The organism is Pseudoalteromonas carrageenovora IAM 12662 (genome assembly GCF_900239935.1).
In the GTDB taxonomy this organism is placed as follows: domain Bacteria; phylum Pseudomonadota; class Gammaproteobacteria; order Enterobacterales; family Alteromonadaceae; genus Pseudoalteromonas; species Pseudoalteromonas carrageenovora.
Window position 1 is genome coordinate 1586242 of record NZ_LT965928.1, and the last position, 16498, is coordinate 1602739.

The window sequence follows — 16498 nt, forward strand, 5'->3', positions numbered from 1 at the left end:
TATAAAGTTATAAAAATACTGACAAAAAGACGCACAATGAAAAAATCAGTTTATCTACCCGCAATTCTGTGTAGCGCACTTATTGCTATGGGTTGCTCAGAAAGTAACAAGCCCGAGCAACCACAAGCGCCAGCACAAACACAAAACGAATTAACCAAGCCTGTTGTATACCAAGTATTTACTCGCCTATTTGGTAATACCAACACTTCTAATATGTCATGGGGCACAAAAGAGCAAAATGGTGTAGGCAAATTCGCCGATTTTAATGACGCAGCTCTTAAAGGTATAAAAGAGTTAGGTACCACACATGTTTGGTACACCGGCGTGCTACATCATGCGTTAGTTGGGGATTACACTGATTATGGGATTTCTCAAGATGATCCTGATGTAGTTAAAGGCAGGGCGGGCTCACCGTATGCTATTAAAGACTATTACGATGTAAACCCTGATTTAGCAGTTAATGTTACTCAGCGCATGGATGAATTTAGCGCACTTATTGAGCGTACACATAACCATGGCATGAAAGTAATTATTGATATAGTGCCTAACCATGTAGCGCGAAACTACCAATCCCTTGGCAAACCTAAGGGCGTTAAAGACTTTGGCGCACAAGACGACACCACTAAAGCGTACGATAAAAATAATAACTTTTACTACGTACCAGGGCAGTCTTTTCAGGTGCCAACATCGCCAGAGTATAAGGTTTTAGGGGGTAATGAACACCTATTAGCGGATGGCTTTTTTAATGAAACGCCCGCTAAATGGACAGGTAATGGTGCCCGTGCAGCAAAACCCGATATAAACGATTGGTACGAAACAGTAAAAGTTAATTATGGCGTAAAGCCTGATGGCAGCTACGACTTTGTTCAATTGCCAAGTGAATACAAAAATAAAGACTACCGTGCTCATTATGCATTTTGGCAAGATAAAGAGCTTCCTAACAGCTGGTACAAATTTAGAGACATAGTACTTTTTTGGCTCGATAAAGGCGTTGATGGCTTTAGATACGACATGGCCGAAATGGTGCCAGTAGAGTTTTGGAGTTTTTTAAATTCGTCGATAAAAATGCAAAAAAGCGATGCCTTTTTGTTAGCTGAAGTTTACAACCCGCTAATGTACCGTGCGTATATTCACCAAGGTAAAATGGACTACCTTTACGACAAAGTAGGCTTTTACGACACATTAAAAGCCATTATGCAGGGTAAGCAAGCTGCTAATACTATTTTTGCAGCCCAAAGCCAAATTACTGACATTGAAGCGCACATGCTGCACTTTTTAGAAAACCACGACGAGCAACGTATCGCAAGCCCTGATTTTGCAGGTAATGCTGCTTGGGGTAAACCGGCTATGGTGGTTTCTAACTTAATGAGCCGCGCACCCACGTTATTATATTTTGGTCAAGATGTGGGAGAAGATGGCTCAGAAAACGCAGGATTTGGCACAGCTACACGCACCAGTATTTTTGATTACATTGGCGTACCGGCGCATCAAGCGTGGATGAATAACGGCAAGTTTGACGGCGCTAATTTAACGAAAGAGCAGTCGGCACTTCGTGATTACTATAAAGCCATTATGTCACTTAATAGTTTACCTGTTGTGGTTGGGGGTGAAATGACCGAGCTTAGCGTAACAGGAAGCGAGCGAGTTGTTGGCTTTATGCGCAAACTTGGCCAACAAACGCTGTACGTTTTAAGTAACTTTAGCAAACAACCTCAAACTATTACGGTTAACTTATCAAAAGCGCAATTAGCAGCACTTAGCGAACACACCCAATTGCATGACTTACTTGAGCAGCACAGCACCGAGATCACATCAGGGTCGCAAGGCGCAACATTTACACTCACACTTGATGCATTTAGCAGCGCAGTATTAACAAATAAGGCTAATAATGAATAATCAAAATAATAGCGACAAGCCAAATCTAAGCTTTTGGCAAATATGGAACATGTGTTTTGGCTTTTTAGGTATACAGTTTGGTTTTGCTCTGCAAAACGGTAATGTGAGCCGTATATTTCAAACATTAGGCGCACAAGTTGATGATATTCCCATTTTATGGGTTGCAGCACCGCTTACTGGTTTAATCGTACAGCCTATTATTGGTTACTGGAGCGATAAAACATGGGGGCGCTTTGGTCGCCGCCGTCCGTTCTTTTTTATAGGTGCAGTGTTAACAACGCTTTCACTATTTATTATGCCGCATTCACCAACGCTTTGGATTGCCGCTGGTATGTTATGGATAATGGATGCGTCAATCAACGTAACCATGGAACCGTTTAGAGCACTTGTAGGCGATAACTTGCCAGAAAAACAACGCGCTACAGGTTACGGGTTACAAAGCTTTTTTATTGGTATTGGTGCGGTACTAGCCTCAGCATTACCATGGATGATGACCAACTGGTTTGATGTAAGTAATACTGCAGCGCCTGGGCAAATTCCAGAGTCTGTTAAATACTCATTTTATTGGGGGGGGGTGGTGCTACTTGTTGCTGTGCTTTGGACCGTTGCACGTACAAAAGAGTACAGCCCAGAGCAATTAGCGGCTTTTGAAAAGCAAAGCGCTCAACCTACTACAAGCAAACTGGTTGATATTAACTTTAATAAAGGCGCCATTATTTTTGTAGTGCTGGGTTTAGCAACCCTTGCATTAGTCATGGGCTTATCGCTTGAAAAAGAATTATACCTATTAGCTGGTGGTTTATTAGCGTTTGGTATTGTGCAGTGGATTGCAGCAGCGCTTAAAAGTGCTAACAAAACTCAAGGTGGTTTTTACCAAGTAGTACAAGATGTATTTACAATGCCAGAAGCCATGAAGCAGCTTGCCTGGGTGCAGTTTTTTAGCTGGTTTACTTTATTTGCCATGTGGATTTACACTACCGCAGCAGTAACAAGCTTTCATTATGGTAGTAGCGATGCAACCTCTAAAGCATTTAACGATGGTGCTGACTGGGTGGGTATTTTATTTGCCGCCTACAATGGCTTTGCAGCTATTGCCGCTATGTGTATTCCGTTTTTAGTTAAAAAAATGGGCTTAAAAGGTGCGCATTGTTTTAATTTATTGCTGGGCGCGTTAGGTCTTGCAAGCTTTATGTTTATTCAAGACCCTAAAATGTTACTTATTCCTATGATAGGCGTTGGTTTTGCGTGGGCCTCTATTCTATCGCTACCATATGCCATGTTAAGTAACGCCTTACCAAGTAACAAAATGGGCGTTTACATGGGTATTTTTAACTTCTTTATTGTTATACCGCAGTTACTTGCCGCCAGTATTTTAGGGCTTATTTTACGTCACGCATTTTCAAATCAGCCTATTTACGCATTATTAATTGGCGCAGCCTCGTTCGTTGTTGCCGGCATTGCTGTAATGCGCGTAAAAAAATCCAATTAAGGACACACAATGAAAAAATATAACCTTATAACTGCCTCACTCTTAACATTAGGCTTAACTGCCTGTGGTGCACAAAACACAAGCACAGATAATAAAAATACCGCTGCACAGGTTAAATCAGCACCTGGCGCACCTGGTGTAGAGCCATTTTGGGCTTATGCAGGTAAAACAGGGATTGGCACGTCTTACGAGCAATACCAAAAAGGCCAATACAGTGATTCAGCTGCAACGGGCGATGTATCTAAGGTGTGGTTTTCAATTGCTAAAGGCATGATCACCGAAACCATGTTTGGGCTTATCCACCAAGCGCAGATTAAAGACATGCAGTTTGTTGTTACAGGTAAAGACTTTACCGTAACCGAAGCTGATGAATTAGATGTCACCATAGATTACTTATACAAAGATGCGCAAGGGCGCCCACTTTCGCTTGCCTACAAAGTAACAAGCACTGATAAACAAGGGCGCTTTAGCCTAGAAAAACACATATTTACCGACCCAGATGGGCAAACATTATTTGTTCGCAGTGTGTTTAACACTGAACTTGAAGGGTTAAAAGCTTATGTTGTTGTAAACCCTTACATAAATAATAACGGATTAGGTGACTTTGCTAAAACGACAGAGCAAGGGCTTGTGGCATGGGAAGACGATAACTATTTATCACTTCAATCAGCAACCCCTTTTAAAGCTAAAACAGTAGGTTTTACAGGTGAAAGCGATGGTATTAATGCACTTAAAACAACTCAAGCGCTAAACACTCATTATACAAATACTGGCGAAGCTGCAGGTAACGTAAGCATGTTGGCTGAGCTTGGCGAAATAAGCGCTAACACCACCTTCGATGTAGCACTTAGTTTTGGTAAAACACAGCAGCAAAGTATACAACAAGGCGAGCAAAGCTTAGCAAAAGGCTATCAAGCAGTGCTTGATCACTATAACGGTAAAGGTGAAGCGCTCGGCTGGCAAGATTACCTTCAAAGCCTTAAACCACTTAATACCATGGTTGAGCAAACCGCCGATAACGGAAAGCTTTTATACACCAGTGCCATGGTTTTAAAGGCACAAGAAGATAAAACCAATGCCGGTGCGCTTATTGCGTCATTGTCAAACCCTTGGGGCGAAACCGTATCTGCTAAAGAAGGCTCAACCGGTTATAAAGCGGTATGGGTGCGCGATTTTTACCAAGTAGCCATGGCATTTATGGCGCTCGGCGATACCGCCACCGCAAAAACAGCATTCGAATACCTTGAAAAAGTACAAGTAAACAGCAAAACACCGGGTAATAAAGGAGATACAGGCTGGTTTTTACAAAAAACACATGTAGATGGTGAGCTTGAATGGGTAGGTGTACAACTTGATCAAACCGCTATGCCTATTATGCTTGCTTGGAAGTTACATAAGGCCAATGTACTTAGCGACGAAGAGCTAAAAAGTTGGTACGGCAAAATGTTAAAACCAGCGGCTGATTTTTTAGTTGATGGCGGCCTTGCTAAAATTTTATGGAACGACACGCAAATTACACCACCGGCTACCCAACAAGAACGTTGGGAAGAGCAAGAAGGTTACTCGCCTTCGACTACTGCGGCAATAGTAGCTGGCCTTATTACAGCCAGTGATATTGCAACACTAAGTGGCGATGATAAAAACGCAAAGCGCTACTTAAGTACGGCTAGAAAGTACAACAACGATATTGAATCGCACATGTTTACCACTAAAGGCAACTTAAAAGGCGAAAATAGTGATGGTGAATACTTTATTCGCATAGGCCAAGATACCGATGCAAACTCAGACACTAAAATTAACGCTAATAATGGCCGTGAAGGGTTTAATAAAAAGCAAATTTTAGATGGCGGGTTTTTAGAGTTAGTACGCTATGGTGTACGTGGTGCAAATGATGAAAGCATTGTTAAAACACTACCTGAGTACGATGACGAAACGCTTGAAGATAACCTACAAGTTAAATACAGCTTTAGTTTTGACGATGGCAGCGGCACTTTTGCAGGCTACCGCCGCTACGGTAATGATGGCTACGGCGAAGATGAAGTTAAAGGCACAAACTATGCTGAGGGTGGCAGCAATACACCAGGCCAACGTGGTCGTGTATGGCCATTTTTTACAGGTGAACGTGGCCACTATGAAATAGCTGCAGCCAATGCAAACAACGCACTTGATGATGCAAAACAAGCACAAATTAAAAACAGCTATGTTAAAGGCTTAGAGCAATTTGCTAATAATGGCTTAATGCTACCAGAGCAAGTATGGGATGGCGTAGGTGTAAATAAAGCAGGTTACAAGCTAGGTGAGGGCACTAATTCAGCAACACCACTGGCATGGACACATGCTGAGTACGTTAAACTGGTACGTTCATTGAGTGATAAACAAGTATGGGATCATTACCCAGTTGTAGAGAAAGCATTAAAGTAGAGTTATTTTGAAAAATTTAAAAGCCATGGTTAATAGCCGTGGCTTTTAGGTTTTAAAATGAGGCTTGAACGTTAAGCTGTTATATTAGTTTTAGTTATAGTGACTTAGCTGCTCCCCCTAGCAATCAATGCTGGTGGTAAAAGGGTGCTTTGCACTTCTTCTTCACGTATTAATTTAAGTAGGTTTTCTACTAGCATTTGCCCTGCAACGGTAGTGTCTTGCGCTATGGTAGTAAGCGGTGGATTAATATAGCTCGCAATAGCTATGTTATCAAAGCCCACAACGGCCACATCGGTAGGTACTTTTATATTGGCTTCTTTAAGGGCGCGTATTGCGCCAATTGCTATTAAATCACTGGCGGCAAATAGTGCGTTAAACTTAATGTTATTAGCAATAAGTGAGCGTGTTGCATGATACCCCGACTCCTCAGTAGAGATAGCGTTAGCCATTTTTCGCTCATTTATAGTTACGTTATTAGCTAACAGCTCATCTTTAAAGCCTTCAAAGCGGGCAAAAAATTCTGGGCTGTGATCAGATGCATCACCGATAAACGCGCAATCGGTGCGGTTATGGGCAATTAAATGGCCAGCGGCTAGTTTGCCCCCGCCGTAGTTGTCGCAGCATACAGTAAGATCTGGGCGGTTATCTACTGTGGCGCCCCAGCATACAAACTTAGTGTTTTGGTCAAGCAAGGTTTTAAATTTTGGTTGAAAGTCTATGTAATCACCATAGCCGAGCAAAATAATGCCATCGGCTCTGTGGCTGTCTTCGTAGTCGGCTTGCCAATCGGCACTAGCTGATTGAAACGATACTAATAAGTCGTAACCTTCTTTTGCACAAGCACGGGTAATACTGCCCAGCATTGATAAAAAGAATGGATTGATTTGTGATTCATCTGATGTTGGGTCTTCAAACAACAATAGCGCAAGGGTACTACTTTGCTGAGTACGCAAGTTGCTGGCATTTTTATCAACTTTATAGTTAAGTTGTTTTGCTATGTCGTGGACGCGTTTGCGTGTTTCTTCATTAACAAGGGGGCTGTTACGTAAAGCGCGAGATACAGTTGATTGTGAAACCCCTGCATAATGGGCAATGTCAAATGAGGTGGCTTTACCTTTCATTGTTACAACTTAATTAAATGCTAAATAATTGTGTCATTTTCGACTATTAGTGAATTATTTCAAGCTTTTTGCGATTTATTATTGATCTAATCCTGACACCGGTGTCATAATGCCAATGTTTTATCATTTTGTTGTCAAAACGTATTAGCTGCTATTTTATATAGCAGCCTTTTTTACTGTGATAGCTACTTTGAGGTGATAGCTCAAAGTGTATAAATAACAACGCATAGTCGTTGTAAAATAATAAGCATAAGCCGCTTACACAAAAGAGATAATACCATGAGCCAAAATTCTTCTGCCCAGTTTAACCCTATCTTAGTTGCCGATATTGGTGGCACCAATGCGCGCTTTGCATTAATTACCGACTTTAATGAGCAAACTAACCAATTTGTTATTGAGCATATTAACATATTTCCCAGTGCTAATTTTGGCTCTTTAGAAAGCGCACTTGAACAATACCTAACAACGATTCCTCATGTTACGCCAACTCAGGCATGTTTAGCTGTTGCAGGCCCTATAAAAGCAGGCCAAGTGCATTTAACCAATTTAGGTTGGCACTTTAGTGTTAGTGAATTTAAAGCACATTTTAATTTAACACAATTAGAAGTAATTAATGACTTTGCTGCATTTGCCTATGCAGCGCCGTATTTAGACTCAACGCAGAATATTACTATTAAACCAGGGCAAGCCGATGCTAACGCGAATATAGGTGTGATAGGCCCTGGTACAGGTTTTGGCGCTGCGTGCTTAGTGCGTACCGCGCAATCTAAGGCAGTGTTAAGCTCTGAAGGCGGCCATATGACGCTTGCACCGGTAAACGAGCTTGATTCTTTATTAATAAATGAGCTTCGTAAAGAGCACCCTCATGTTTCAATCGAAACTGTTTTTTCAGGCCCAGGTATTGCTCATTTATACAAAGCAATGGCTGCTGTGAAAGGGGTTCCAGCTAAAAACTTAGATGCCGCGCAAATTAGTAGCTTGGCTAACAGTGGCGAGTGTGAAGTGTGTGATGCAACACTTAACCAATTTTGTGATTGGATAGGCAGTGTTGCTGGCGACTTAGCAGTAGTATATGGGGCATTAGGTGGCTTGTTTATAGGCGGTGGTATTTTACCACGTATGCAAAGCAGATTATTAGAGAGCCGTTTTGTAGAGCGTTTTTCGCAAAAAGGCGTAATGTCTCAATATGCAGGCCAAATTCCGGTTACGCTAGTAATACAAGATAACATTCCGCTTATTGGCGCTGGTGCGTGTTTATATAACAGCAATTAGTTTTTTGCTTAATGGTTGTATTTGGATAATGAACAAATGAAAAAAGTAACCATAAATAGTGTAGCAAGCCATGCGGGCGTTTCTAAGAAAACGGTATCGCGGGTTTTAAATAATGAGCCTAACGTAAGTGCTGCCACTCGCGAAAAAGTGCTTAAAGTATTTAAAGAGCTTGACTATACGCCAAACCCAATAGCACGCGGACTAGCACAAAATCGTAGCTTTATTATTGGCTGTTTGTACGATAACCCAAGTAAAAGTTATATAACGCGAGTGCAAACAGGTGCACTTGCTGCCTGTAAAGAGAATAACTACAACTTATTAATACACCCATGCGAATTACGTGGCGATGATTTAATTAACGATATAGAACAGTTATTACAAACATCACGCTTAGATGGCGTTGTACTTACCCCGCCATTTGGTGATTTTGAAAAGCTCGCTAATTTTTTAAAAGCTAAAAAAATACCTTATGCACGCGTTGCATCAGCACTGCTTGAAGATGATTCAATTTCGGTGCGTAGTAACGATGAGCAAGGCGCTTATGAAATTACTGAGCATTTAATTTCGCTTGGGCACAAATCTATCGCCTTTATTAAAGGGCACCCTGATCACAGTGCAACTCAGCAGCGCTTTAAAGGTTACAGACGAGCTTTAGCAAGTCATGGAATAGAATTTGACGAGCGCTTGGTAGAAGAGGGTAACTTTAGTTATCACTCAGGTGTAGACAGTGCACGCAGTATTTTAGATTTATCGCCAAGGCCTACGGCTGTATTTGCATCGAACGATTACATGGCGGCAGCGGTGCTAAAGCTTGCCACACAACGCCAATTAAGAGTGCCAGATGATATATCTATTGCAGGGTTTGATAACGCACCAATTGCACGCCATATTTGGCCAGGCTTAACTACTATTGCACAGCCAGTTGAAGAAATGACTAAACAGGCAGTGACACAGCTTATTTCGCATATTTCACAACCTCAAGAACAGCCATACCAAGTTACGCTAGAGTCTAGGCTAATCACGCGAGAGTCTACAGCGGCCATTAAGTAAACTTTTTTTGTTTTTCACAGCAACCCGAATATGAGTGACGCTTATTCGGGTTTTTTTTGTGCGGTTTTTACTAGATAAACTAAAATTACCATGTTCATTAATTGGTCACGTTAAAATTTTACACTATTTTTGTTACCCAGGGTTGACACCGGTGTCAATGCTATGCGTTAATACAGTGACACCGGTGTCAGGGTTGTTGTGAGAGGCTCCCTGGTAGCGTACCTTTGAACGGGTAAATCAAAGATGCTCAGTGCAGTTATTTACGTGGAGTCTGTAATTGCTACTGAGCCTTTTTCCTCTAACTGATAGAGATGAGCTAAATTATGTTGCACCCTCGCATTAAAGAAGTCACCCAACGCGTTATTGAACGCAGTAAACAAACCCGTCAAGATTATTTAGATCGTATTTCGCACGCAAAAAAACAAACAAGAGTTCGTGCTGGACTAGGCTGCGGAAACATCGCTCACGTTATGGCTGCATGTAGCAGCGACGACAAAGCGCGCTTAAAGGCTGATGAACAGCCTAATCTTGCTATTATCAACTCATATAACGATATGCTTTCGGCCCATGTGCCATACAAAGACTACCCAGATTTAATTAAAGACCTTGCAACTAAGTACGACGCAACAGCACAAGTTGCTGGTGGCGTACCTGCAATGTGTGATGGTGTTACGCAAGGGCGTGACGGCATGGAACTATCGCTTTTCTCACGCGATGTTATTGCTATGTCTACAGCGATTTCATTATCGCATGACGTGTTTGACGGCGTATTTTGTTTAGGCGTATGTGACAAAATTGTCCCAGGTTTATTAATTGGCGCATTATCATTTGGCCATTTACCTGTGTTCTTTTTACCAGCAGGCCCAATGCAATCTGGTATCCCAAATAAAGAAAAAGCACGTATTCGTCAAAAGTTTGCACAAGGCTTAGTAAGCCGCGAAGACTTGCTAGAAGCTGAAAGCGCGTCTTACCACAGCGCGGGTACTTGTACGTTTTACGGTACTGCTAACTCAAACCAAATGCTTATGGAAATAATGGGCTTGCACCTTCCAGGTAGCTCATTTATCAACCCATACACAGAGCTTCGCGATGGACTAACAGGTAATGCTGTAGAAGCCATGCTTAAGCAGCTTACAGATGATAAAGAAAGCCCATGTTTAGCAGATGTGATCAGCGAAAAAACCATTATTAATGGTTTAGTTGGCTTGCTATCAACAGGTGGCTCTACTAACCACGCTATTCATATTGTTGCTATTGCAAAAGCTGCGGGCATTCAAGTTACATGGAAAGACATGTCTGATCTATCAGAAGTGGTTCCACTACTTACGCGTATTTACCCGAACGGCTCAGCAGATGTAAATCACTTCCAAGCTGCAGGCGGAATGGGCTTTTTAATGCGTGAACTTGCAAGCGCTGGTTATTTGCATACCGATGTTAAAACAATGCTAGGTGATGGCCTTGCACCGTACATGACAGAGCCGCGTCTTGATAAAGACGAAAGCTTAATCATGAGCGATTCAAATGGTCCAACTAAAGTTAAATGGGTAGATTGTCCTGAAAACTCTCTTGATGAAGAAGTGCTTCGCCCAATCAACAACCCATTTAGCAAGCAAGGTGGCTTACAACTACTTACTGGTAACTTAGGTAAAGCAGTAATTAAAGTTTCTGCCGTTGCTACTGAGCACCAAGTTGTTACCGCGCCTGCTAAAGTATTTAGCTCACAAGGCGAGCTTCAAGAAGCGTATAGCCGTGGCGAGTTAAACCAAGACTTTATTGCTGTGCTTAAAGAGCAGGGCCCTAAAGCTAAAGGGATGCCAGAGCTTCATAAATTAACGCCTGTAATGGCAACACTTCAAGATGAAGGCTTTAAAGTAGCTATTGTTACCGATGGCCGTATGTCGGGTGCATCAGGCAAAGTACCTGCTGCAATCCACCTAGCGCCAGAAGCTGTTGAAGGTGGCATTATTGCTAAAATTCACGAAGGTGATTTAGTAACACTAGATGCGCCAAGCGGTATATTAAAAGTACATGTTAGTGATGAAGAGCTTGCTAAGCGTGAACTACAACTTAGCCAACCAAGCCTAACATTTGGTACAGGCCGAGAGTTATTTACTGGATTTAGAAATATTGTAAGCAGTGCCGATTTAGGCGCGAGTGCTTTTGGACTTGAATAATAATTGCCACACACAGGGTAATGAGGAACAAGTAATGAGTATTGAAAAAATCTTAGCGTCGGCACCTGTGGTGCCAGTGGTTGTAATCGAAAAACTAGAAGATGCAGCACCACTAGCTAGAGCGTTATATAACGGTGGCTTAAAAGCCCTTGAAATCACGCTACGTACACCTGTTGCTGTTGAAGCAGTAAAACTTATGAAGGCAGAAGTTCCAGAAGCTTTCGTTGGTACAGGTACAGTGGTTGATAAAGCAAGCTTTGACGCTTCAGTAGAAGCGGGCGCTGATTTTATGGTAAGCCCAGGCGTAAGTGATGAATTATTAGCATTGGCTAAAAATTCAGATATTCCATTTTTACCTGGAGCTGCAACTGCGAGCGAAGTTATGCAGTTAGCAAGCCATGGCTTTAAGTATTTAAAGTTTTTCCCAGCTGAAGCCGCTGGCGGAACAGCAATGCTTAAGTCGATTGGTGGCCCATTACCACATATTACTTTTTGCCCAACTGGTGGCATTAGCCTAGCAACTGCACCTAACTACTTAGCACTTAATAATGTTATTTGTGTTGGTGGTACGTGGATGTTAGATAAACAACTTATTGAAAATAAAGACTGGCAAGCCATTGAAGCGCTTGCTCGCCAAGCAAGTGAACTTAAATAGGAGTCTAAAATGATTAATGTAGCAATTAACGGTTATGGTCGTATCGGTCGCAATGTATTACGAGCGCTTTACGAGTCAGCGCAAAACAGTGAAATTAAAATTGTAGCAATTAACGATTTAGCACCTGCTAACGTAAATGCACACTTAACACAGTTTGACTCAGTTCATGGTCAATTTTCTAAAAAAGTAACACTTGCAGATAACACCATGCTAATAGGTGATGACGTAATTACGCTTACTCAAGAGCGTGACCCTGTAAACTTACCGTGGAAAGAGCTAAACGTAGATATCGTTTTAGAATGTACGGGCTTTTTCACTAAGCGTGAAGACGCGGCTAAGCACATTACAGCTGGTGCTAAAAAAGTAATTGTATCAGCACCTGGTAAAGACCTAGACGCAACGGTAGTACATGGCGTTAACAGTGATGTAATTAACGCTGATAGCAACATTATCTCTAATGCATCATGTACTACTAACTGTTTAGCGCCAATTGCAAAAGCAATTAACGACACAGTAGGTATTGAGCAAGGTAGCATGACTACAATTCATGCTTACACAAACGATCAAAACTTATCTGACGTTTATCACCCAGATCTATACCGTGCGCGTAGTGCAACACAATCTATGATCCCAACTAAAACAGGTGCTGCTGCAGCTGTTGGCTTAGTACTTCCTGAGCTTGCGGGTAAATTAGACGGAATGTCGGTACGTGTACCTACTATCAATGTTTCTTTAGTAGACTTTACGTTTATCACTAAACGCGACACAACAGCTGAAGAAATCAACGAAGTAATGAAAGCCGCAGCAACAGGTTCAATGAAAGAGATCTTAGAATACAACGAGCTTCCGCTTGTTTCTATCGATTTTAATCACAACCCAGCGTCATCAATTTTTGATGCAACGCAAACTAAAGCTGACGGCAAACTAGTCAAAGTAATGGCTTGGTACGACAACGAGTGGGGTTTCTCAAACCGCATGTTAGACCAAGTTAAAGCATTAGGTCAGTACTTATAATTGACCCTGTAAAAGTTTAGCTTTATCCAACCAAGCCGCGTATATCGCGGCTTTTTTGTATCTATAGAACATTTATATTTAACCTCCAAATCTTAAAATTCAAGCTCCCTAATTCACAAAGTTAACAATAAGTACAGATGTAATCAGTGTGTTTACAGTTGTTTACAAATCAAAAGCATAGTTCTTAATTTTAACTGTGATCTATCTTGTTGAATTTAATGGTTTTTGTGTTTAATCTCAACTTTGTAATTAACACTTAGTATCTTGTCTATGTTTTTGAAGCCCCTCGATGTTGAAATTATGGTTTTATTAATACTATTATTAACAGCTAGTTAACGTTGTTAGGTGTTGACTGGTTTCATAATTATAAAAACCATAGGTAGCTATGGCCCAGGGAGAAATAAATGTTTAATAATAAAGTATCTAAAGCAGTCAGTTTAGCATTAGCATGCTCAGCTCTGTCTTACACATCGTTCTCATTTGCAGCAGAAGAAGAAAGTGCAGAAAAAGTAGAAAGAATCCAGGTTACTGGTTCTCGTATCAGAACTGATAGCTTTGCTAGTGAAGTTCCAATCGATATTATCACTGTAGAGGATGCCGAAAATGAAGGTATTAAAACGCTTGGTGACTTGTTAAGAACTAGTACAGCAGCTGCTGGTTCAAACCAAATAACTTCTGCGCTTAGTGTTGGATATGTTACTGCCGGTGGTAAAGGAACAGAAACTGTTTCACTTCGTGGTTTAGGTGCATCTCGTACGCTTATTCTATTAAATGGTCGTAGAGCAGGCCCTGCAGGTACTCGCGGAGAAGTTTCAGGCTTCGATTTAAATACTATCCCACTTTCTACTGTAGAGCGTGTTGAAATTTTAAAAGATGGTGCCTCATCTTTATACGGTTCAGATGCAGTTGCCGGTGTTATAAATATTATTACTAAAAAAGGCGACTCAAAAACAGTTACTGTTGATGTTAGTCAACCATTTGAATCAGGTGGTGAAGAACAACGTATAAACTTCTCTTACGGTGAAGAATTTAGTAAAGGTTCTTTTCGTGTAACAGCAGATTATAAAATTACAAAAGAATTAAAACGCGGAGACCGTGATTTTCTTGATTGTTCTGAAAGATTATTAACATATGAAGACGGCTCTTCAGCGGATCCTATCGATCCTCGTACTGGTGAAGCTCACTGTAATGAAACAGGTTATGGATTATGGGTATATAGTGGTGGAGCTTCTAATATAATTGGCAGTGGTCCGCAGCTTGCTTATGATTACGATGGATTCTTTGGTAATAATGGTTACAGTAACTATAACACCACAGCTTCAGAAGCTGGTGATTTAAGAACGCCTGATGGTTGGTACCCAGTTTCTTATGATAAAGAAAGTGATGGATGGTGGAATATGGATCATCCGTTCCGCGATGAAGAAACCATGAACCCAGAAAATAAAGTATGGTCAGTATATGCGTTAGGTGATTATCAAATTACTGACGATATTACAGCTTATGCGGAGTTTATCCATAGTTCTAGGAATACAAAGACCCAAAGCTACCGTCAATTTTGGACTGCTGATGTTGGCATAATCCCAGCTGATAACTTTGATGGTTTCTCTGGAGACGCTTTCTTCCTACCTGTAGCTTTATCAGACCACTATTCTTCAGATACCACTGTAGATTATACCCGTGTTGTTTTAGGCGCTACTGGTAGTATTGGATTTTGGGATTGGGATGTTTCTTACCAGAATAGTTATAACGACGGTGAATATAAAAATGATATTTTTTACCGTGACTCATTGGTTATGGCTCAGCTAAATACTGCAAACGGCACATCGTGTAACGGTGAAGTTACAGAGTTTTCAAATAAAACTTGTGTAGATTTACCATGGACTGATCCTCAGTTCTTATACGGTAACCCTTCTGATGAAGTTAGAAACTTTATCTTTGGTGAAGATATTGGTAATACTGTTTATAAGCAGCAAACTTTTGAAGCTTATATGACTGGCGATATAGTGGAAGTTCCTGCAGGTTCAATTGCGACTGCATTTGGTATTTCAATCCAAAAAGACGAAATTGATGATACTCCTGGTGAAAACACGTTAAACGGAAATTCATGGGGCTTATCAGGAGCAGGTAAAACTGCTGGTTCTCAAATTTCTCGTGCGGTATATGCTGAGTTTAAAGTTCCACTAATTAATGATATGGATTATGTTGATTCATTAGATCTAACAGCATCAGCACGTTGGACTGATGTGTCTACTTACGGCAATGATACAACGTTTAAGCTAGGTTTGAACTGGGTTATTGTTGATGGTCTAAGTGTTCGTGCAAATCGTGGTTCTTCTTTCCGCTCTCCTGCATTGTTTGAGCTATTCTTAGCAGACCAATCTGGCTTTAGTGGTCAGTTATCGATTGACCCGTGTTTAGATTGGGCTAATGAACAAGCGGCAGGTAATATCACTGATACTGTAGCTAATAACTGTCAAGCTGCGGGTATTCCTGCTGATTACACTGCTGGCGGAAGCTCTGCAATTATCTACACTAGTGGTGGTGCTGGTCGCTTGAAAGCTGAAACAGCAATAAATGAAAACATTGGTGTTGTATGGACTAGTCCTGAAGATACTTTTGCTGCGTCAATTGATTACTATGACATTGTAATCTCTGATGAAGTAACTAGTTTATCTGGTAGCCAAATAACGAGCAGATGTTTTGAATCTAAAGATTTCGCAAACGAGCCTCTATGTGATCTATTTACTCGTCGCAACGGTGATAACAATGATTACGGTATAGATGAAGTTAGAAGTGGCTATGTAAATGTTGCAAACCAAATTGCACGTGGTGTTGATTACAACTTTACTTATCAAGATGATTTTGATTTTGGTTCACTGCGTATGCGCTTAGAGCATACAATGCAAATTGAACGTAAATATAAGTTATTTGAAGACAGTGAAGAAAATAACTACGTAGGTGAGTTAGGTGAGCCTAAGCATACAGGTAATGTTTCTTTAACTTACTCAAAAGATGACTACAGCTTAACGTGGACAACTCGTTATGTAGATTCAACTAATGATTACGAATACTACAATGATTCGAAAGAAACTACTTACCGTGGCGAAACTGTTTATGCTACTCGTGAGACAAGATGGGTAACGTATCATTCACTTTCTGGTACAGTTGATACTGATATGGGACTTAAAGTAACAGCAGGTATTGCTAACTTATTTGATGAAGAGCCTCCTATTTTATCAGCTAGTGGTACTTTAAATGTTGGTAATGCGGCATTGTATTCTCAATATGACAGAGTTGGTCGTCGTTTCTTTGCGAACGTAACTTATAGCTTCTAATTATTGAATATTTCTAAAGCTCTCAATATGAGAGCTTTTTTATTTTAAGGACGTAAATAAATGTATTTCTC

The 16498-nt window shown here is 40.9% G+C and carries 10 protein-coding genes; 9 read left to right on the plus strand and 1 reads right to left on the minus strand.

The genetic code is table 11. The features are described from left to right. The first annotated feature begins 36 nt into the window (after positions 1 to 36). The 3 genes from ALFOR1_RS07245 to ALFOR1_RS07255 are packed head-to-tail and all read left to right on the plus strand — an operon-like array spanning position 37 to position 5806. Positions 37 to 1896 carry an alpha-amylase family glycosyl hydrolase gene (locus ALFOR1_RS07245; protein ID WP_104642526.1) on the plus strand — a complete coding sequence of 620 codons (1860 nt, stop codon included), beginning with the start codon at positions 37 to 39 and terminating at the stop codon, positions 1894 to 1896. Then, entirely contained in the window at positions 1889 to 3385 is a 1497-nt protein-coding gene (locus ALFOR1_RS07250; protein ID WP_104642527.1) for an MFS transporter, read from the plus strand. Before ALFOR1_RS07245 ends, ALFOR1_RS07250 begins: the two co-directional genes overlap by 8 nt. Before the next feature lie 9 nt (positions 3386 to 3394). After that, entirely contained in the window at positions 3395 to 5806 is a 2412-nt protein-coding gene (locus ALFOR1_RS07255) for a glycoside hydrolase family 15 protein (protein ID WP_104642528.1), read from the plus strand. A 104-nt stretch (positions 5807 to 5910) separates the two neighbouring features. Here ALFOR1_RS07255 and ALFOR1_RS07260 read toward each other — a convergent pair whose 3' ends face one another. Continuing rightward, on the minus strand, positions 5911 to 6927 hold the full coding sequence (locus ALFOR1_RS07260; RefSeq protein WP_104642529.1) for a LacI family DNA-binding transcriptional regulator: 1017 nt from the start codon (positions 6925 to 6927) through the stop codon (positions 5911 to 5913). A 279-nt stretch (positions 6928 to 7206) separates the two neighbouring features. Here ALFOR1_RS07260 and glk point away from each other — a divergent pair, with 279 nt between their 5' ends. The 6 genes from glk to ALFOR1_RS07290 all read left to right on the plus strand — a co-directional run bounded on the left by glk (position 7207) and on the right by ALFOR1_RS07290 (position 16427). Then, positions 7207 to 8199: a glucokinase gene (glk, locus tag ALFOR1_RS07265; protein WP_104642530.1), complete on the plus strand. Its 993-nt coding sequence runs from the start codon at positions 7207 to 7209 to the stop codon at positions 8197 to 8199. A 36-nt stretch (positions 8200 to 8235) separates the two neighbouring features. Beyond that, positions 8236 to 9249: a LacI family DNA-binding transcriptional regulator gene (locus ALFOR1_RS07270; protein WP_024034047.1), complete on the plus strand. Its 1014-nt coding sequence runs from the start codon at positions 8236 to 8238 to the stop codon at positions 9247 to 9249. Between the two features lie 323 nt (positions 9250 to 9572). After that, positions 9573 to 11423: a phosphogluconate dehydratase gene (gene edd / locus ALFOR1_RS07275; protein WP_104642531.1), complete on the plus strand. Its 1851-nt coding sequence runs from the start codon at positions 9573 to 9575 to the stop codon at positions 11421 to 11423. 34 nt (positions 11424 to 11457) lie between these two features. After that, entirely contained in the window at positions 11458 to 12078 is a 621-nt protein-coding gene (eda, locus tag ALFOR1_RS07280) for a bifunctional 4-hydroxy-2-oxoglutarate aldolase/2-dehydro-3-deoxy-phosphogluconate aldolase (protein WP_104642532.1), read from the plus strand. 9 nt (positions 12079 to 12087) lie between these two features. Next, positions 12088 to 13092, plus strand: a complete 1005-nt coding sequence (gap, locus tag ALFOR1_RS07285; RefSeq protein ID WP_058549053.1) for a type I glyceraldehyde-3-phosphate dehydrogenase — start codon at positions 12088 to 12090, stop codon at positions 13090 to 13092. 404 nt (positions 13093 to 13496) lie between these two features. After that, complete coding sequence (locus tag ALFOR1_RS07290; protein ID WP_058549054.1) at positions 13497 to 16427, plus strand: TonB-dependent receptor domain-containing protein; 2931 nt, start codon at positions 13497 to 13499, stop codon at positions 16425 to 16427. Positions 16428 to 16498 lie beyond the last annotated feature (71 nt).